Origin of the sequence: Falsiroseomonas sp. E2-1-a20 (assembly GCF_051433195.1) — a bacterium.
In the GTDB taxonomy this organism is placed as follows: domain Bacteria; phylum Pseudomonadota; class Alphaproteobacteria; order Acetobacterales; family Acetobacteraceae; genus Falsiroseomonas.
Genome location: NZ_JBHMFT010000023.1, coordinates 34,246 through 51,060, shown reverse-complemented (window position 1 = coordinate 51,060; position 16,815 = coordinate 34,246). Strand labels below are relative to the sequence as shown.

18 protein-coding genes are annotated in these 16,815 nt (G+C 71.9%); 14 read left to right on the top strand and 4 right to left on the bottom strand.

Translation table 11 applies throughout. The features are described from left to right. The first annotated feature begins 64 nt into the window (after window positions 1–64). From ACFHPP_RS22525 to ACFHPP_RS22510, 4 genes are all read left to right on the top strand, one after another. Window positions 65–715 carry an SDR family NAD(P)-dependent oxidoreductase gene (locus tag ACFHPP_RS22525; RefSeq protein ID WP_437165481.1) on the top strand — a complete coding sequence of 217 codons (651 nt, stop codon included), beginning with the start codon at window positions 65–67 and terminating at the stop codon, window positions 713–715. Window positions 716–728: 13 nt separating this feature from the next. Further along, entirely contained in the window at window positions 729–1,649 is a 921-nt protein-coding gene (locus ACFHPP_RS22520; RefSeq protein WP_437165480.1) for an MBL fold metallo-hydrolase, read from the top strand. After that, on the top strand, window positions 1,642–2,568 hold the full coding sequence (locus ACFHPP_RS22515) for a hypothetical protein (protein ID WP_437165479.1): 927 nt from the start codon (window positions 1,642–1,644) through the stop codon (window positions 2,566–2,568). Before ACFHPP_RS22520 ends, ACFHPP_RS22515 begins: the two co-directional genes overlap by 8 nt. 63 nt (window positions 2,569–2,631) lie before the next feature. Then, window positions 2,632–4,134, top strand: a complete 1,503-nt coding sequence (locus ACFHPP_RS22510; RefSeq protein WP_437165478.1) for an ABC transporter substrate-binding protein — start codon at window positions 2,632–2,634, stop codon at window positions 4,132–4,134. 59 nt (window positions 4,135–4,193) lie between these two features. Here the strand turns inward: ACFHPP_RS22510 and ACFHPP_RS22505 are convergent, their stop codons facing one another. Both ACFHPP_RS22505 and ACFHPP_RS22500 read right to left on the bottom strand, forming a co-directional pair. Beyond that, on the bottom strand, window positions 4,194–4,553 hold the full coding sequence (locus ACFHPP_RS22505; RefSeq protein ID WP_437165477.1) for a hypothetical protein: 360 nt from the start codon (window positions 4,551–4,553) through the stop codon (window positions 4,194–4,196). Between the two features lie 70 nt (window positions 4,554–4,623). Beyond that, window positions 4,624–4,989, bottom strand: coding sequence for a hypothetical protein (locus ACFHPP_RS22500; protein ID WP_437165476.1), 366 nt, complete (start codon window positions 4,987–4,989; stop codon window positions 4,624–4,626). Window positions 4,990–5,238: 249 nt separating this feature from the next. Between ACFHPP_RS22500 and ACFHPP_RS22495 the strand changes: the two genes are divergently transcribed. The 9 genes from ACFHPP_RS22495 to ACFHPP_RS22455 all read left to right on the top strand — a co-directional run bounded on the left by ACFHPP_RS22495 (window position 5,239) and on the right by ACFHPP_RS22455 (window position 13,886). Next, a complete protein-coding gene (locus ACFHPP_RS22495) occupies window positions 5,239–6,504 on the top strand; it encodes a glutamate-5-semialdehyde dehydrogenase (protein ID WP_437165475.1) in 1,266 nt (421 codons plus the stop codon). Between the two features lie 29 nt (window positions 6,505–6,533). Continuing rightward, window positions 6,534–7,388 (top strand): 2-keto-4-pentenoate hydratase, encoded by an 855-nt coding sequence (locus ACFHPP_RS22490; RefSeq protein ID WP_437165474.1) that lies wholly within the window; start codon window positions 6,534–6,536, stop codon window positions 7,386–7,388. A 4-nt stretch (window positions 7,389–7,392) separates the two neighbouring features. Then, entirely contained in the window at window positions 7,393–7,995 is a 603-nt protein-coding gene (locus tag ACFHPP_RS22485; RefSeq protein WP_437165473.1) for a nicotinate-nucleotide adenylyltransferase, read from the top strand. 223 nt (window positions 7,996–8,218) lie between these two features. Next, on the top strand, window positions 8,219–9,181 hold the full coding sequence (gene rsfS / locus ACFHPP_RS22480; protein ID WP_437165472.1) for a ribosome silencing factor: 963 nt from the start codon (window positions 8,219–8,221) through the stop codon (window positions 9,179–9,181). Next, entirely contained in the window at window positions 9,165–9,647 is a 483-nt protein-coding gene (locus ACFHPP_RS22475) for a 23S rRNA (pseudouridine(1915)-N(3))-methyltransferase RlmH (protein WP_437165471.1), read from the top strand. Before rsfS ends, ACFHPP_RS22475 begins: the two co-directional genes overlap by 17 nt. A 31-nt stretch (window positions 9,648–9,678) precedes the next feature. Next, window positions 9,679–10,350, top strand: coding sequence for an NnrU family protein (locus ACFHPP_RS22470; protein WP_437165470.1), 672 nt, complete (start codon window positions 9,679–9,681; stop codon window positions 10,348–10,350). A gap of 77 nt (window positions 10,351–10,427) precedes the next feature. Further along, window positions 10,428–11,288 carry an ion transporter gene (locus tag ACFHPP_RS22465; RefSeq protein ID WP_437165469.1) on the top strand — a complete coding sequence of 287 codons (861 nt, stop codon included), beginning with the start codon at window positions 10,428–10,430 and terminating at the stop codon, window positions 11,286–11,288. Window positions 11,289–11,348: 60 nt separating this feature from the next. Next, a complete protein-coding gene (gene gpmI / locus ACFHPP_RS22460; RefSeq protein ID WP_437165468.1) occupies window positions 11,349–12,890 on the top strand; it encodes a 2,3-bisphosphoglycerate-independent phosphoglycerate mutase in 1,542 nt (513 codons plus the stop codon). 399 nt (window positions 12,891–13,289) lie between these two features. After that, a complete protein-coding gene (locus ACFHPP_RS22455; RefSeq protein ID WP_437165467.1) occupies window positions 13,290–13,886 on the top strand; it encodes a putative adhesin in 597 nt (198 codons plus the stop codon). A 281-nt stretch (window positions 13,887–14,167) separates the two neighbouring features. Here ACFHPP_RS22455 and ACFHPP_RS22450 read toward each other — a convergent pair whose 3' ends face one another. Both ACFHPP_RS22450 and ACFHPP_RS22445 read right to left on the bottom strand, forming a co-directional pair. Then, window positions 14,168–14,422 carry a chaperone modulator CbpM gene (locus ACFHPP_RS22450; RefSeq protein ID WP_437165466.1) on the bottom strand — a complete coding sequence of 85 codons (255 nt, stop codon included), beginning with the start codon at window positions 14,420–14,422 and terminating at the stop codon, window positions 14,168–14,170. Beyond that, window positions 14,419–15,327, bottom strand: a complete 909-nt coding sequence (locus ACFHPP_RS22445; protein WP_437165465.1) for a DnaJ C-terminal domain-containing protein — start codon at window positions 15,325–15,327, stop codon at window positions 14,419–14,421. Before ACFHPP_RS22445 ends, ACFHPP_RS22450 begins: the two co-directional genes overlap by 4 nt. 132 nt (window positions 15,328–15,459) lie before the next feature. Between ACFHPP_RS22445 and ACFHPP_RS22440 the strand changes: the two genes are divergently transcribed. Beyond that, on the top strand, window positions 15,460–16,773 hold the full coding sequence (locus ACFHPP_RS22440; protein WP_437165464.1) for a murein hydrolase activator EnvC family protein: 1,314 nt from the start codon (window positions 15,460–15,462) through the stop codon (window positions 16,771–16,773). Window positions 16,774–16,815: the final 42 nt, after the last annotated feature.

The window sequence follows — 16,815 nt, the reverse complement described above, 5'->3', positions numbered from 1 at the left end:
CGAGGACCGCCGTTGCGCCGGATCATCGCGGGCAAACATGCGGCCTCGCAACAGGAACCTTTCCATGTCCGTACCTGCACACCAGCCGCGCTGCGTCGTCATCGGCTTCGGCCCTGGCCTCGGCGCCGCCATCGCCCGCCGCTTCGCGGCAGAAGGTTTTGCCGTCACCGGCCTGGCGCGCGACCCCGCACGCCATGCGGCCTTGGCCGGCCCCGGCGTCAGCCTCGCCGCGGCCGATGCCGGCGATGCTTCGAGCCTCACGGCGGCGCTGGCGGGTGGGGCAGAGGTGCTGGTCTACAACGCCTATCGCGCCAGCATCGCCATGCCCGGCCCCTCCGCCCTGGCGCCCGCCGATCTCGCCGCCGATCTCGCCGTCAACGTCACCGGCGCGCTGGCCGCCGTGCGGGCGGTGCTGCCCGGCATGCGGGCGGCCGGGCGTGGCAGCCTGCTGCTGACCGGCGGCGGCCTGGCGCTGAGCCCGACCAGCTGGCTGCCCGCCGCCTCCCTCGCCGTGGGCAAGGCCGGGCTGCGCAGCCTGGCCCTGACCCTGCATGCGGAGCTGGCGCCGGAAGGCATCCACGCCGCGACCGTCACCGTCGATGGTCCCGTCGCCGCCGGCACGCCATTCGATCCCGACCGTATCGCCGAGACCTTCTGGCAAATGCACCGCGACCCGCCCGGCGCCTTCCGCGCCGAAGTGGTCTTTCGCGGCTGAGGAGGACACGCCCATGCTGACCCGACGCCGCCTCGGCCTCGCCGCCGCAGGCCTCACCTTCCTGCCGCTGTCCCGCGCCGCCGGCTACACGCCCGGACGCGGCCTGGAGGTCGCGAAATACGACCGGCCCGGGGAGGGTTTGGTGAACTCCTTCCTGCTGATCGGCCCACGCTCCGTCGTCATCATCGACGGCCAGCGCACCCTGGTGGAAGCGCGCCAGGTGGTGGCGCTGGCGCGCGGGCTCGACCTGCCGGTGGAGGCGATCTTCCTGAGCCACGAACACCCGGACCATTGCGGCGGGCTGAAGGCCATCACCGACGCCTTCCCGGAGGCCCCGCTGCTGGCCAGCGAGCCGACGCGGGACTGGCTGGCGCGCAACGGCGCCGGAATGATGGCCTTCATGCGCAGCATCTTCGGCGATCGCGCGCCGGACAGCGTGCCGATGCCGACCCGCGTGCTGCGACCGAACGAGCGCATCACCCTCGCCGGCACCGAGTTCACCGTGGACCAGCTCGGCCCCTGCGAGGCGTCGGAAGGCATGACGATGCTGTATTCCGAGGCCGACAGCCTGCTGGTCGCCGCCGACCTGTTCGGCAACCGCGCCACGCCCTGGCTGCTGGACGGCACCACGCGCGGCTGGATTTCCGAGCTCGAGAAGGCCGCGCCGAAATACCAGGGCGTGCGGACCGCCCTGCCCGGCCATGGCGCCGCCGCGCCGGCCGGCGTGCTGATCGCGGAGCAACTCGCCTATCTCCGCGAGTTCCACGCGCTGGTGCGGGCGGAGATGCAGGGCGGCGTGGTGCCGGATGCCGGAAAGGCGCGCATCCGCGCCGCCGTCATGGCGCGCCATCCCGGCGCACCGCGCGTGGCGCCGCAGCCGAACCTGATCGAGCTGAACGTCGATGCCGTGGCGAAGGAGCTGTCCGGTGGCTGAGTTCCTCTCACGCCGAGCCCTGTTCGCAGTGGCTTCCGGCCTGCTGGCGGCCCCACCCGCGCAGGCGCAACAGGCGCCCGAGATCCTGGCGCGCTTTCCCAGCGGCACCTTCCTGGAAAACCTGGTGGTGCGCGGCGATGGCAGCGTGGTCTTCACCAACTACTTCGTCCGCCGCCTTGAGCTGTGGTCACCCGCCACCGGTGCCGCGACCTTCGCCGAGGTTCCGGCGCATCCGGTCAGCCTCGCGGCATTGCCAGGCGGGGCCATGGCCCTGGTGGTGCACGGCGCGCCGTTCAATGGCGGGCCGGCGGCGATGCGCGGCAGCGGCGCCGTGCTGCTGCTGGATGCCGCCGGCGCGATGCAGCGCCGCATCGCCCTGCCCGAGGCCATCTTTCCGAACGGTGCGCTGCTGCTGGCGCCGGACCGCCTGCTGGTGGCGGACAGCGCGCTGGGGCGGGTGTGGCTGGTGGACCTTGCCAATGGTGGCGCCACGGCGTGGCTGGATCATCCGATGCTGCAACCGGTCGCGGGGCGGCCCTATCCGGGCGTCAACGGCCTCAAGCGCCAGGGCGACGCGCTGCTGCTGTCCAACTCCGCACAGCGCCTGCTGCTGCGCCAGGCGATGGCCGGCGACCGGCCTTCCGGCGCGCCGGAATTGCGGGCGCGCATGGACACGGGGGTGGATGATTTCGCCGTCGCCGCCGATGGCACGATCTACGCCGCGACGCATGCGCGTGGCCTGGCACGACTTGCGGCCGGTGCGGATGCACCCGTCACGCTCCCGGCGCCGGGGGTGGAGGGCAGCACGGCGGTGGCGCTGTCGCCGGATGGGCGCGCCCTGTTCGCGCTCGGCACCGGCGGGCTGCTGGAGGGTGGCCAGGGCGAGGCGGTGCTGGCGCGCATCCCGCTGCCGTTTTGAGCATGGCTTGCCACCGCGGCGGAGAGGCGCAGACTTCCGGCTGAACCAGCCGGAGGCCCCGCCATGCGTCATCTTCGCCTCGCCGCCCTCGCCTTGCCGCTGCTCGCCATGCCCGCCCTTGCGCAGACCACGCTGCGCATCGGCATCGGCGCCGACCCCGCCGTGCTGGACCCGGCGCAGTCCGGCAGCTTCGTCGAACGCGTGGTCTTCGCGGCAATGTGCGACAAGCTGGTCGATATCGGACCGGACCTGCAATTCCGCCCGGAACTCGCCACCGCCTGGGAATGGTCGGCGGATGGCCGCGCGCTGACGCTGACGTTGCGGGAGGGTGCGCGCTTCCAGGATGGCGCGCCGATCGATGCCGCGGCGGTCAAGGCGAACCTCGACCGCTACCGCACCGCGCGCGAAAGCCGCCGGCGCAGCGAGCTGCAGCAGGTGTCGGACGTGCAGGCCGTGGATGCACGCACCGTCCGCCTGGTGCTGTCCGAGCCCTTCGCGCCGCTGCTGTCCGTTCTGTCAGACCGCGCCGGCATGATGCTGTCCCCCGCCGTGCTGCCGATGGCGGAGCGCGTGGGCGAAAACCCGGTCTGTTCAGGCCCCTTCCGCCTGACGCGCCGCATCGCGCAGGACCGCATCGAGATGGAGAAATTCGACGGCCACTGGAACGCCGCGAACATCCATGCGGACCGGCTGGTGTTCCAGCCGATCCCGGACAGCAACGTCCGCCTGCTGAACCTGCGCGCCGGCCAGCTCGACCTGATCGAGCGTGTCGCGCCGGTCGATGTGCCGAGCGTGGAGCGCGATGCGCGGCTGCGCCTGGTGGCGGGGGATTCCATCGCCTACCAGACGATGAGCATCAATGTCGGCAACGGCGCGATGGCGCAGCGGCCGCTCGGCCGCGACCCGCGGGTGCGGGAAGCCTTCGAGCGCAGCATCGACCGCGCGATCATCAACCAGGTGGCGCTGGAAGGCCGCTTCAGCGCCAACAACCAGCCGGAAGCGCCCGGCACGCCCTACCATTTCCCCGACCTCGCCCCGCCGCCGCGCGACCCGGCGCGGGCGCAGGCGCTGCTGCGGCAGGCGGGGCATGAGCGCGTGGCCTTCACGCTGAAGGTGCCGAACCAGCCGGTGGAGGCGCAGGTGGCGGAGATCATCCAGGCCATGGCGCGGGAAGGCGGCTTCGACATCAGCATCGAGACGCTGGAATCCGGCGCCATGGTCGCCGCCACGCGCCGCGGCGACTACGAGGCGGCCATCGCCATCTGGTCCGGCCGGCCCGACCCGGACGGCAACATCGCCTTCTGGCTGGCCTCCGACGGATTCCTGAACTGGGGGAAGTACGCCAATCCGCGCCTGGATGCGCTGCTGGCGCAGGCGCGCGCGGTGACGGATGTGGCGCAGCGCCAGGCGCTGTACCGGCAGGCCGCGGAGATCTGGATGGCCGACCGGCCGCACCTGATGCTGTACCACCACCGCTGGTTCTGGGCGATGCGGCGCGGCGTGGAAGGCTTCGTGCCAAGCCCGGACGGCATCATCCGCTTCGCCGGACTGCGGGTGGCGCGCTGAGGGGCGCACCCCCCCTCACCCAACCCTCTCCCCCCAAAGTGGGAGGAGAGGGCTTTTGGTCAGCCGCGGTCGATGCTGTTCGGCAGGGAGGCGGCGTTGGCCGGGGCGTTCAGCGGCACCCAGACGGTGCGCTGGTTCTCGCCATTGCCGACCGTCACGGCGCGGACGCCCGCGCGGCCCGGCTGGACGAAGCCGTCGTCGAAGTGGCGCACATCGGCACCACCGCCGGCCACGTCGCGTGCCACCACGGCACCACCGCCGACGATGTTTTGCGTCGCATCCGGGCCGTAGACGACGGAGGCGTTCTCGCCGCTGCCAACGACGCGGGGGTAGGACGCGCCATCGGCGAAGGCGGGGGCGGCGAGGCCCAGGGCGCCGGTGGCCAGGATGGCGGCGGCGAAGCGATTGAAGCGGGTCATGTGTCGGTTCCTTTGGTTACGGGTTGGTCGTTCAGGTCGTTCAGCTGCCGACGAAGCCGCCGGAATTTGTTCAGCTGCCGGCGAAGCCGCCGGCCTGGGCCAGGGCGGTGTTCGCGGCGTTGGTGTCGGCGGGCACCCAGGCGGTGGCGGCGTTCTCGCCGCTGCCGATGGTCACCGGCAGCAGGCCGGCGCGGGGCTGCTGGGCGAAGCGGGCGTCCAGGTGGCTGATCTGCACGTCGTTGCCGGTGGCCTGCCGCACGGTCACGGCACCACCACCGACGACGTTCTGCTGCGCATCGGGGCCATGCTGTACGGAAGCATTCTCGCCAGTCCCGACCACGCGGGGATAAGCAAAGCCATCGGCCATCGCGGGGGCTGCCAGAAACAAGGCGCCGGCGGCAAATAGCGCGGGGGCAATGCGGTTGAAGCGGGTCATCTGCGTATTCCTTAACTCGTCTCTGCCGATACCAGGCGCTTCGCTGCGACTGCTGTCTGCGTTACGGCCCAGATGGGGGACTGCCTGTCGATTTCCCCATCGCTTCGACGCATCGCGACCATCACCGCAACGGATGACACGCCCGCGTGATGCGGGGTTGCACCCGCGGCGGTGACGCCAGCGGGCGCGCAGCGCTCGCTTCCCTCCCCCGCGGGCGCGCGCTACCTGTCGGGGCGGGAGAATGCCGCCATGACCGCGCTTGCCGACGAAGCCGCCCGCCTGCTCGAGACCGCCGCCCGCGCCGCCCGCCTCGCCGCGCGGGACCTCGCCGTGGCGCCGCGACCGCAGCGGGATGCGGCGCTGCTCGCTGCCGCCGCCGCGCTTCGGGCGCGGGCGGAGGCGGTGCTGGCGGCGAATGCCGAGGACCTCGCCGCCGCACCCGATCTCACCGCCGCCTTCCGCGACCGCCTGGCGCTGACGCCGGCGCGGGTTGAGGCGATGGCCCGCGCGGTGGAGGAGGTGGCGGCGCTGCCCGATCCGGTCGGTCGCGTGCTGTCGGAATGGACGCGGCCGAACGGCCTGGTGATCCGGCGCGTGGCGCAGCCGCTCGGCGTCATCGGCATGATCTACGAAAGCCGCCCGAATGTCGGCGCCGATGCCGCGGCGCTGTGCCTCAAGGCCGGCAGCGCGGTGATCCTGCGCGGCGGCCGTGAATCGCTGCGCAGCGCGCTGGCGATCCATGGCTGCATGGTGGCCGGGCTGCGCGAGGCCGGGCTGCCGGAGGCCGCGGTGCAGGTGGCGCCGACCTCCGACCGCGGCTTCGTCGCGGCCATGCTGCGGGCGGCGGGGCTGATCGACCTGATCATCCCGCGCGGCGGCAAGGGGCTGGTGGAGCGCGTGCAGCAGGAAGCGCGCGTGCCGGTGCTCGCCCATGCCGAGGGTCTCTGCCACACCTACATCCATGCGGCGGCGGACCCCGCCATGGCGCGCGCCATCCTGGCCAATGCCAAGATGCGCCGCACCGGCGTGTGTGGCGCCACCGAGACCCTGCTGATCGACGCTGGCATCGCGCCGACCCTGCTGCCGCTGCTGGTCGCCGATCTGCGCGCGCTCGGCTGCGACTTTCGGGCCGACGACCGGGCGCGCGAAATCCTGCCCGAGCTGCCGCCGGCGACGGAGGCCGATTTCGCCACCGAATGGCTGGATGCGATCCTGTCCGTGAAGGTGGTCGATGGCGTGCAGGACGCGCTGGACCACATCGCCCGCTTCGGCAGCGAGCATACCGAGGCCATCGTCACGCAGGACGAGGCGGTGGCGACGCGGTTCCTCGGCAGCCTCGCCTCCGCGGTCGGCATGTGGAATGCCTCGACGCAGTTCTGCGACGGCGGCGAATTCGGCTTCGGCGCGGAGATCGGCATCGCCACCGGCCGCCTGCATGCGCGCGGGCCGGTCGGGCCGGAACAGCTCTGCACCTTCCGCTACCAGATGATCGGCAGCGGCCAAACCAGACCCTGAGCCACCCGACCCTAGGCAGGACCAGACGCATGAAAGCCGTCATCGCCGCCGCCCTCGCCCTGCTGGCGCTGCCGGCTGCCGCCGCCTGCCCGGAACCGGCGGAGGTCGCGCGATTGGCCGGCGCCATCCTGGATCGCCGCGCGCCACCGCCGCCGGTCCAGGGCATGGACCTGGCCGATGCGGCCTGCGCGCGGGACCGGCTGGTGGCGCTGCTGGCGCAGCCCTGGGGCGATCGCGTCGGCTGGAAGGTCGGCCTCACCACCCCGGCGGCGCAGGCCCGCTTCGGCGTGCCGCACCCACTCGCCGGCGCCATCTTCCACGGTACGCTGCGCGCGCCATCCGGCGCCGAGATCCCGGCCAACTACGGCATCGCGCCCGCCATCGAGAGCGACCTGCTGGTGCGGGTGCGGGACGAGGGCGTGAACGAGGCCGGCGCCGACCACGTCGCGCTGCTGCGCCACCTGGACCAGGTGATCCCCTTCCTCGAATTGCCCGACCTGGTGCATGGCCCGGCCACCGCCTGGTCCGGGCCGCTGCTGCTGTCGATCAATGTCGGCGCGCGGCTCGGCGTGGTGGGGGACCCGATCGCGGTGCAGGCGACGCCGGATTTCGCCGCGGCGCTGGGCACGATGCAGGTGACACTGAACGAAGGCGGGCGGGAGGTTTCGCGTGCGCCCGGAACGGCGCTGCTCGGCCACCCGCTGGCCGCGCTGTCCTGGCTGGTGGCGGATCTGCGCGCACAGGGGCGGCGGCTGCGGGCGGGGGAGTACGTCTCGCTCGGTGGCTTCTCCCCGCCGCTGCCGGTCCGGGCGGGGCAGGATTACGTTGCGACCTATACCGGGCTGGTGGCGGGGCCGGTTTCCGTGAGCGTGCGGATCCGCTGATCCCGTGACTCTCAATCCCTGGGGGGACCGCCGCCGGCGGCGCATCGGGCTGCTCGGCGGCAGCTTCAACCCGGCGCATGCCGGGCATCTGCACGTGGCGCGCTGCGTGCGGCGGGCGCTGCGGCTGGATGAGGTCTGGCTGATGGTCTCGCCCGGCAATCCGCTGAAGCCGGCGCGTGGCATGGCGCCGTTCCGCGAAAGGCTGGCCTCGGCCCGGCGCATCGCGGATGGAAGGCAGATCCGCGCCACGGGGATCGAGGCGGCGCTCGGCACGCGCTACAGCGTGGATACGCTGCGGCAGTTGCGGCGGCGGTTTCCGCGGGCGCGCTTCGTCTTCGTCATCGGCGCGGACAATCTTTGGCAGTTGCCGCGCTGGCAGGGCTGGCGGGACATCGTGGCGCACACGCCCATCGCCGTGCTGCCGCGGCCGGGCTGGACGCGGCCTGCGCTGGCCGGCCAGGCGGCGCATCTTCTGGCGCGGCACCGCAGGCGGCCTGGCGCGTTGCTGGCTGGGCCGGCGCACGGCCATGCGCCGTGGTGCTTCGTGCCGGCGGCGGAACACGCAGCCTCCGCCACCGCGATCCGCGCCGCGATGCAGGCCGGGTGACGGGCCGCCGCCAGGGAGGCGGCGAAACGCGCCGTGCCGTGCTACAGGGTGCCACAAAGACAAACGACAGGAGGCGGTCATCGCCCGCAAGCCAAAGACACCCGAGTCGAAGACCCGGGACACCACGCCGAAACGCCGCGCCACCCCCGCCGCGGCACCCGCGACGCGCGCGGCAGCGAAGCCGAAATCGAAGCCGAAGGCCGAGACCGCGCCAAAGGCTGCGGTGAAGCCGAAGGCCGCGGCCAAGCCGGCTGCGAAGCCGCGCGCTGCCGCCAAGCCGGCTGCCAAGCCCGCCGCGAAGCCTCGCGCCGCCGCGGCACCGGCCGCCAAGCCGCGCGCCGTTGCCAAGCCGGCTGCAAAGCCCGCCGCGAAGCCCCGCGCCGCCGCGGCACCGGCCGCCAAGCCGCGCGCCACCGCCAAGCCGGCTGCAAAGCCCGCCGCGAAACCCCGCGCCGCCGCGGCACCGGCCGCCAAGCCGCGCGCCACCGCCAAGCCGGCCGCCAAGCCCCGTGCCGCAGCAGCACCGGCCGCCAAGGCACTCCGGGCGACCAAGCCCGCGGCGGCGCCGAAGCCGCGCAGCCGCAAGGCGGCGCCGGAGCCCGATACCATCGACGTCGCCGATGCGATCCCCGCCGCGCCGATGCCCAAGGCCCGCAGCCCGCGCAAGCCGAAGGCCGCGCCTGCCACGACGGATGAGGCAGCCCCCGCCGAGGCCCCTCGCCCCACCCGCGCCCCGCGCGCCGAGCGCCAGAAGGTCGAACCCGCCCTGCTGGACCGCCTGGTCGAGGCGGCGCGAGAAAGCCTGGATGCCGACAAGGCCGAGAACATCCTGGTGCTCGACGTCACCGGCCGCGCCGACTACGCCGACCGCCTGGTGATCGCCACCGCCGAGGCCGACCGCCAGATGCAGGCCATGGCCGTGCACCTGGAGGAGGCCTTCGAGAAGGAGGGCCTGAAGCTGCGCCGCGACAACATCCAGGCCTCGCCGGACTGGGTGCTGATCGATGCCGGGGACCTGGTGATCCACCTGTTCAAGCCGGAAGCCCGCAGCCTCTACGCGCTGGAGCGGATGTGGGGCCCGGACAGCCCCGCGGCCACGCCGGATGCGGAGGAAGACCGCACGCCGCTGCCGGATGATGGCAGCGTGCCGGAAGCCGGCATCGAGGAGGATGACGACGACGTCTAGGGAGTTTCGTCTCCTCGCCATCGGCCGGATGAAGCCGGGGCCGGAGCGCGCGCTGTTCGAACAGCATGCAGCGCGCCTCCGCCCGGGTATTTCGGTGACGGAACTGCCGGAAGGCCAGGGCGGCAACCCCGCCGAGATCCGCCGGCGGGAGGGCACCGCCCTGCTCGCCGCGCTGCCGGAGGCGGCCTTCGCGGTCGCCCTCGACCTCGGCGGCGGGGCACCGACGACGGAGGCGCTGGCCGCCCTGGTCCTGAAGTGGGAGGACACGGCCCGACCGATCTGCTTCCTGATCGGCGGGACGGAAGGCCTGGACCCCGCGGTGCTGGCGCGCGTTGATCACCGCCTGTCGCTCGGCCCGCTGACCTGGCCGCATTTCCTGGTGCGCGGCCTGCTGGCGGAGCAATTGTTCCGGGTGCAGGCGATCCGCACCAATCACCCCTATCATCGGGCCTGGCGGCCTGCTTGAATCGTCGGCGAACCCCGTCGGAGCCGCCGCCATGACGCTTCTCATCCTCGCCGCCCTGTTCTGGATCGGCGTGCATGTCGGCCTGTCCGGCACCGCGCTGCGCGGCAAGGCGGTGGCGGCGGTCGGGGAGAAGCGGTTCATGATCGGCTTCTCCGTGACCTCCGTGGTGGCGATCTTCCTGCTGGTCCAGGCCTGGCAGTCGGCGGAGACGACCTTCCTGTGGTCGGCCGGGCCCGGGCTGCGCTGGGTTCTGGCCGTGCTGATGCTGCCGGCCTTCGTGCTGTTCATGGCCAGCCACAAGCGCAACCCCACCGCCGTCGGCGCCAAGGGCCTGGGGGAGGAGCCGCGCGGCATCCAGCGCATCACGCGCCACCCGATGCTGTGGTCCTTCGCGCTGTGGGCCGCGATCCACATCATCGGCAATGGCGACACCGCCAGCCTTTTGTTCTTCGGCGCCTTCCTGGTGACGGCGCTGGCCGGCATGCCCTCCATCGACGCCAAGCTGGCGGCGCGCGACCCGGAGGCCTGGGCGCGCTTTTCGGCGCGCACCAGCATCATCCCCTTCGCCGCCATCGCCGCGGGCCGCAACCGCCTGGCGCCGGGGGAGATCGGCTGGATGCCGCCGGTGGTGGGCCTCGTGATCTGGGCGGCCTTGCTGCACTTCCACCGCGGCATCTTCGGCGTGCCGGCCGTCCTGATGTAACCCCCAGGGCCCTTGAATCGCGGGCCGCGAACCGCCATTCCCTGCGCCGCCTTTTCCTCCCCCAGGGATCCGAGACGATGCAGGAAGTGATGACCCCGGCCGATGCCGGGGACAGCCGGCGGGCGCGCGCCGCGCGGCTGGTGCTGTCGCCGCTGTTCCAGCGGGTGGTGATCGGGCTGATCATCCTGAACGCCATCACCCTGGGGCTGGAGACATCGGACAGCGTCATGGCGCGGTTCGGCGGGCTGCTGGTGGCCGTGGACACCCTGCTGCTGCTGGTCTTCACCGCCGAGATTGGCTTCCGCATCTACGCCTTCCGCGGCCGCTTCTTCCGCGACCCCTGGGGGCTGTTCGACATCATCGTGGTCGCCATCGCCTGGATGCCGGCGACCGGCCCGCTCTCCGTGCTGCGCGCGCTGCGGGTGCTGCGCGTGCTGCGGCTGATCAGCGCCGTGCCCTCGATGCGCCATGTGGTGGAGGCGATGCTGGCCGCGCTGCCCGGCATGGGCAGCATCGTGCTGCTGATGGGGCTGATCTTCTACGTCTTCGGCGTGATGGCCACCAAGCTGTACGGCGATATCCTGCCGGAGCGCTTCGGCTCGCTGGGCCTCACCCTCTACACCCTGTTCCAGATGATGACGCTGGAGAGCTGGTCCGAGGCCAATGTCCGCCCGATCCTGGCGGTGCAGCCGCTGGCCTGGCTGTTCTTCGTGCCCTTCATCCTGATCGCGACCTTCGTGGTGCTGAACCTGTTCATCGGCGTCATCGTCGACAGCATCCAGACCCTGCGCGCCCAGCGCGAGAGCGTCGATGTCGCCGCGACCCAGGCCGCGGCCGACGCGGCGCGCAGCGAACAGCACCTGGACAGCCAGATGCTGCTGGCCGAGATCCGCGCATTGCGGGCGGAGATGGCGGAGTTGCGCGCGGCCCGACGTTGACCCTTCTGGCCTGCGGGCGGTAGGCAGGCCGCACCGCCACAGCCGCCGGATGCCCCGCCCATGCCCGCACCCGCCCACCGCCCCGTCATGCTGGCGATCCTGGACGGCTGGGGCTGGCGGGAGGAGGTGGCGGACAATGCCGTGCAGCAGGCCCATACGCCCCACTTCGATGCGCTGTGGCAGGCCGGCCCGCGCGCCTTCCTGCGCACCTCCGGCCTCGATGTCGGGCTGCCGGAAGGGCAGATGGGCAATTCGGAAGTCGGGCACCTGAACATCGGCGCCGGCCGCGTGGTGATGCAGGACCTGGTCCGCATCGATGCCGCCTGCGCCGATGGCAGCCTCGCCACGCTGCCCAACCTGGTCGCCCTGGTCGAGCGGACGAAGGCGGCCGGCGGCGTGCTGCACCTGATGGGCCTGCTGTCCGAGGGCGGCGTGCACAGCAAGCAGGACCACGCGCTGGCGCTGGCCCGTGTCGCGACGCAGGCCGGGCTGGAGGTGCGCGTGCATGGCTGGACCGATGGCCGCGACGTGGCCCCCACTTCGGCCCCCGAATCGGTGGCACGCTTCGAGGCGGCGCTGCCGGAGGGCGCCCGCATCGCCACGATCTGCGGCCGCTACTTCGCCATGGACCGCGACAATCGCTGGGACCGCGTGCGCCAGGCGCATGACGTGATGGTGGCGGCGAAGGGCGCGCGCCACGCCACGGCGCAGGCGGCCATCACCGCCGGCCACTCAGCCGGCAAGACCGACGAGTTCCTGCATGCCGCCGCCATCGGCGACTATCGCGGCATGAACCACGGCGACGGCGTACTGTGCTTCAATTTCCGCGCCGACCGGGTGCGGGAGATCATGGCCGCCCTGCTCGACCCGTCCTTCTCCGGCTTCGAGGCCGACCCCACCATGCGCTTCGCCGCCTGCGCCGGCATGACGGATTACGGCAGCGCGCTGGCCCCCTTCCTGCCGGCGCTGTTCCCGCCGCAATCCATGCAGGACATCCTGGCCGCCGTGGTCTCCGCCGCCGGGCTGCGCCAGCTGCACATGGCGGAGACCGAGAAGTATCCGCACGTCACCTACTTCCTGAACGGCGGCGAGGAGAGGCCCTATCCCGGGGAGGACCGCATCATGGTCGCCTCCCCCCAGGTCGCCACCTACGACCTGCAGCCGGAGATGTCGGCGCCGGAGCTGACCGACAAATGCGTCGCCGCGATCAACTCGGGCAAATACGACCTGATCGTGCTGAACTTCGCCAATGCCGACATGGTCGGCCATTCCGGCAGCCTGCCGGCCGCCATCAGGGCCTGCGAGGCGGTGGACCAGGGCCTCGGCCGCATCGCCGCGGCCATCGGCGCCGCCGGCGGCCGCCTGCTGGTCACGGCCGACCACGGCAATGCGGAGCTGATGCGCGACCCGGTGACCGGCGGCCCGCACACCGCCCACACCACCAACCCGGTGCCGGTGCTGCTCTTGGGTGCCCCCGCCGGTTCCAGCCTGTCCGACGGACGCCTGGCCGACATCGCGCCGACGCTGCTGGCCCTGCTCGGCGTGGCGCAGCCGGCGGCGATGACCGGGCGCTCGCTGGTTTGCGTGGGCAGACGGCCGTAAGCCAGGCGGAACGCAGGTGTTGCCAGGCCCAACTCACCGGGACACGGAGGTCGTACACGCTGAAGTTGTGAAACCTCCTCAGTTTTTGTTGCGCAGATGCCTCAGCTCCTGCTACAGCAATGATACATAATGTGGAATGAAGAGCGCGACACAACCATAGGTTGCAGTCCGTGCCGGGCTTTGGTGCACCCGGTGATCTGCATCTCCCGAGGGGATTCGAACTGAGCGGGAGGCTCCCTCAGGGCAGCGCCGGCTTCTGATCGTCGGGTAACATCGATAATGAGGAAGATGCAGCCGGGTATCGGGTGTGCAATCGGCAGGAATGATTTGTGCGATCGGGCTGCCGTCGGACTGCTACTCAGAAATTATTCTCATCGCCGGGAATGACAAGGAGGGGCCATGCCAATCGCGCAACTGGGAAGCAAGTGGGAACGTCACTACAAGGCGGGCTCCAGAGCGTCCGAGGCATACCTCGTCTCCCACGGAAGCTACAGCGAAAACGGTTTCACCGACCTCGTTTCGCCGTCCAACATTCATTTCTACGTTTTCCAAAGCCACACCATGTATACCGTGGAAATTCTTCAGATATTTGATTTCAAGGCGCGCATCAAAACCTCGGACGAAGGTATTGTTTCGTGCAAGCGAAAAATCGCGACCTCCATCATGGGCGCGAGGGCGCGATGCTGGAATTATTATCTGGCGCCGTGGGACAAGAAAAACTACGATCAGTTCAAGGATTACTGGATGAGGGGAAGTGGGCCCGATGCCGACCTCATCATCATGGAGCCAACGACCGGATCGCTCGGAGAATCCCTGTTCGGCAGCCATGACTCGAACATGAATGAATTGCTGAGCTGCCTGAACAGTCATGGACTGGCGTATCAGACAATCCATTTTCTCTGTTGCCGCTCCGTGGCAGGCGCCACGCCCAGGGCCGAGCCGGGTTCGACGACACCCCTTTACAAATCCTCGAACCCGTATTGGCCTGGCCTGTAGATGACATTGTAGAAACGGGTCGGGGCGGCACGGCGGGCGTTGATCACCACCTGGGATATCGACCAGACGGACCTGCGGATGATTTGCCGCGCCAACGCCACGGAACCCGTGCGAGCCGCCTCCGCGGCGCGAAGTCCGCCAGCATCCAGAACTGCTGCACGGCACCGACAAAAGTGCCGGAGGTGGTCAGCGCCGAAGGCTTGGCCAGGTGTCGAGGCGTCGCTGCACCCATGCTGGAACGCTTCAATCGTTCCCCACCAGCCAGACGCCGGAATCATGCATCAGACCTCTCCCAGCCGCCGCCGCAGCGCGTAGATCTGGTCCAGCAGCGACAGCACCAGCGGCAGCGCCTCCTCATCCACGGCCAGGTCCTCGCGCAGTTCCAGGATCAGCCGCACCCGCTCCACGTCGATGTCCTGGAAGCGCAGCTCGCCGGCCTCGGCATCGGCGCGGACGTATCCGGCGGCGACCCAGTCGCGCAGCTCCTCCGGCTGCAGGTGCCCGAAGCGGGCGCAGACCAACTCCAGCGTCATCATGGCGCGGCCTCCATCCCCCGGCGCGGGTCCTCCAGGTGTTCCGGCTGCCAGTCGCGCAGGAAGGCCTCCAGCGCCGCATCCGGCCTGCCCACCACAACGCGCAGCGTCAGCAGCAGATCGCCGGCCGGCTTGCCGCCCTGGGCGGGCACGCCCTTGCCCCGCAGGCGGATCTGCCGGCCGGTGTCACTGGCCGGCGGCAGGGTGACGCGCAGCGCGCCGCCGGGCGCCGGCACCGTCACCGCGCCGCCCAGCACCGCCTCCCGCAGCGTCACCGGCAGGTCCATGTGCAGGTCCTGGCCCCCGCGGCGGAGGAAGGGGTGGTCCTCCACCTCCAGCTCGATCACGGCATTGCCGGCCGGGCCACCATTGCGGCCAGGGCCGCCCTGGCCGCGCAGCCGCAAGGATTGGCCCGTCGTGACGCCCGGCGGGATGCGGACGCTGAGGCGGCGCCCATCCGGCAGAACCAGTTCCTCCGTCGCGCCCAGCATCGCGGACAGGAACGGCACGCGCAGCCGGTAGCTTTCGTCACGGCCGGGCCGCGGTGCCGATTCGGCGGCCTGGCGGGCGGCGAACATGTCCGCGAACAGGTCCTCGAAGACACCGGCATCGGTGAAGGGCTCGTAGCGGTGGCCCTGCGCGGCATCCGCATGTCGGCGCCAGCCGCCGGCGGGTGCCGCCTCCTGGCCCTCGGCGTCGATCTCGCCGCGGTCGAAGCGCGCGCGCGTCTCCGGGTCCGACAGGATGGCGTTGGCGGCGGAGGCGGCCTTGAAGCGTGCCTCCGCCTCCGGCTTGCCGGGGTTCAGGTCGGGGTGGTTCTGCCGCGCCAGCTTGCGGTAGGCCCGCTTGATCGCCTCCGGCGTCGCGTCCCGCGGCACGCCCAGGACCTTGTAGGGATCTTCGGCCATTGCGACCCTTCGTGATCTGACGCGGAGATGGTGGGGCCAGGTCGCCGCGCGTGGCAAAGCACCTTGTCGCGCAGTGGGCGCGGGGTTGTCCCGCCGGACTGGCGAGCGCTAAGCAGCAAGGGGGTGCCGCATTTGAGGGGTTCGAGGGATCAGGGGGCCGGCCGGGGTCACGGCCGGGCGCTTCGTCCGCTGGCCACGGCGCTTGCGCTGCTGTCCGTGCTGGCGTTGTCCGCGCCCGCCTCCGCCCAGCCCACCGCGCGCGACCTGCGCGCCGCCGAACAGGCGGCGGAGGAACGCCGCGCCGAGGCCGAGGCCGCCGCCACCCGCGCCCGCAACCTGGCGGAGGAGGAGGTGGCGCTGGCGGCCCGGCGCGTCGAACTCGCCGCCCTGGCGCAGGCGGCGGAGGCCGAGGTGGCGGAGGTATCGGCGCGCCTGGAAGCGGCGCAGGAAGATGGCGCACGGGCGGCGCGGCAGATCGCGGACCGTGCCGCGGCATTGCGGCCCCTGCTGCCGGTGATGCTGCGGCTGTCGCTGTATCCGGCGGAGACGGTGCTGGCGATTCCCGGCGAGCCGGAAGATGCGCTGCGCGGTGCCCTGGTGCTGCGCGGCCTGATCCGCCGCATGGAGGAGGAAGCCGCCGCGCTGCGCCAGGCGCAGACGGAAGCGCAGCAGGCCGAATGGCTGGCGGCGCGCGAAGCCATGGCGCTGGCCGAGGCCGAGGCCGCGGCGCGGGAGGCCGTGGCGGGACTCGAGGCGGAACTGGCCGTGGCTCGCACCCGCCGCGGCGAGGCCGAGGCGGCGGAGGAACGCGCCGCCACCCAGGCCGCCGCCGCCGCGGCACGGGCCGGCGACCTGGCCGATGTGCTGGCCCGCCTGGAGCGGGACCGGGAGCGGCGGGAGGCCCGGGCCCGCGCCAACGCCGCCGCGCGCGCCGCCGAACAGGCGCGCCAGGCAGCGGAGGCGGAGCGGGAACAGCGCCTGGCCGCGGCCCGCCCGGCCCCGCGCCCGTCGGCACCGGACGCACCGGAGCGCCCGGCCGCGGGCCGGCAGGCGGCGGTTCCCGTGCCGTCCGGCGGCCGGGCACTGCCCGTCAGGGGCCGCATCGTGACCAGTTGGGGGCAGGCGGCGCCGGGCGGGCCGCATCGCGGGCTCACCTATGCGGCGGCCGGTGGCGCCCGCGTGGTGTCCCCCTGCAACGGGCGCGCGGTCTATGCCGCGCCTTTTCGATCCTTCGGCCTTCTGTTGATTGTGGATTGCGGAGGGGGCTACCATTTCGTGCTGGCCGGCATGGATCGGCTCGACGCGGCGGCCGGGCAGCGGCTACTGGCGGGAGAGCCGATCGGCGTGCTGGGCGGCGCTGGCGGTTCGGGCGGTTCCCTCTATGTGGAGTTGCGGCGAAACGGGCAGCCGGTGGATCCGCGGCCGTGGTTTGCGGCGCGGGGTTAACCTTCGGGTCATCTCCCGGGGGCATGTTGGTCAGGTCGGCGG

What these genes read in the sequence shown, in the direction of transcription:
- ACFHPP_RS22525 (WP_437165481.1), top strand. Translation starts at nt 65, where the DNA reads ATGTCCGTACCTGCACACCAGCCGCGCTGCGTCGTCATCGGCTTCGGC.
- ACFHPP_RS22520 (WP_437165480.1), top strand. Translation starts at nt 729, where the DNA reads ATGCTGACCCGACGCCGCCTCGGCCTCGCCGCCGCAGGCCTCACCTTC.
- ACFHPP_RS22510 (WP_437165478.1), top strand. Translation starts at nt 2,632, where the DNA reads ATGCGTCATCTTCGCCTCGCCGCCCTCGCCTTGCCGCTGCTCGCCATG.
- ACFHPP_RS22505 (WP_437165477.1), bottom strand. Translation starts at nt 4,553, where the DNA reads ATGACCCGCTTCAATCGCTTCGCCGCCGCCATCCTGGCCACCGGCGCC.
- ACFHPP_RS22500 (WP_437165476.1), bottom strand. Translation starts at nt 4,989, where the DNA reads ATGACCCGCTTCAACCGCATTGCCCCCGCGCTATTTGCCGCCGGCGCC.
- ACFHPP_RS22495 (WP_437165475.1), top strand. Translation starts at nt 5,239, where the DNA reads ATGACCGCGCTTGCCGACGAAGCCGCCCGCCTGCTCGAGACCGCCGCC.
- ACFHPP_RS22490 (WP_437165474.1), top strand. Translation starts at nt 6,534, where the DNA reads ATGAAAGCCGTCATCGCCGCCGCCCTCGCCCTGCTGGCGCTGCCGGCT.
- ACFHPP_RS22475 (WP_437165471.1), top strand. Translation starts at nt 9,165, where the DNA reads ATGACGACGACGTCTAGGGAGTTTCGTCTCCTCGCCATCGGCCGGATG.
- ACFHPP_RS22470 (WP_437165470.1), top strand. Translation starts at nt 9,679, where the DNA reads ATGACGCTTCTCATCCTCGCCGCCCTGTTCTGGATCGGCGTGCATGTC.
- ACFHPP_RS22465 (WP_437165469.1), top strand. Translation starts at nt 10,428, where the DNA reads ATGCAGGAAGTGATGACCCCGGCCGATGCCGGGGACAGCCGGCGGGCG.
- gpmI (WP_437165468.1), top strand. Translation starts at nt 11,349, where the DNA reads ATGCCCGCACCCGCCCACCGCCCCGTCATGCTGGCGATCCTGGACGGC.
- ACFHPP_RS22455 (WP_437165467.1), top strand. Translation starts at nt 13,290, where the DNA reads ATGCCAATCGCGCAACTGGGAAGCAAGTGGGAACGTCACTACAAGGCG.
- ACFHPP_RS22450 (WP_437165466.1), bottom strand. Translation starts at nt 14,422, where the DNA reads ATGATGACGCTGGAGTTGGTCTGCGCCCGCTTCGGGCACCTGCAGCCG.
- ACFHPP_RS22445 (WP_437165465.1), bottom strand. Translation starts at nt 15,327, where the DNA reads ATGGCCGAAGATCCCTACAAGGTCCTGGGCGTGCCGCGGGACGCGACG.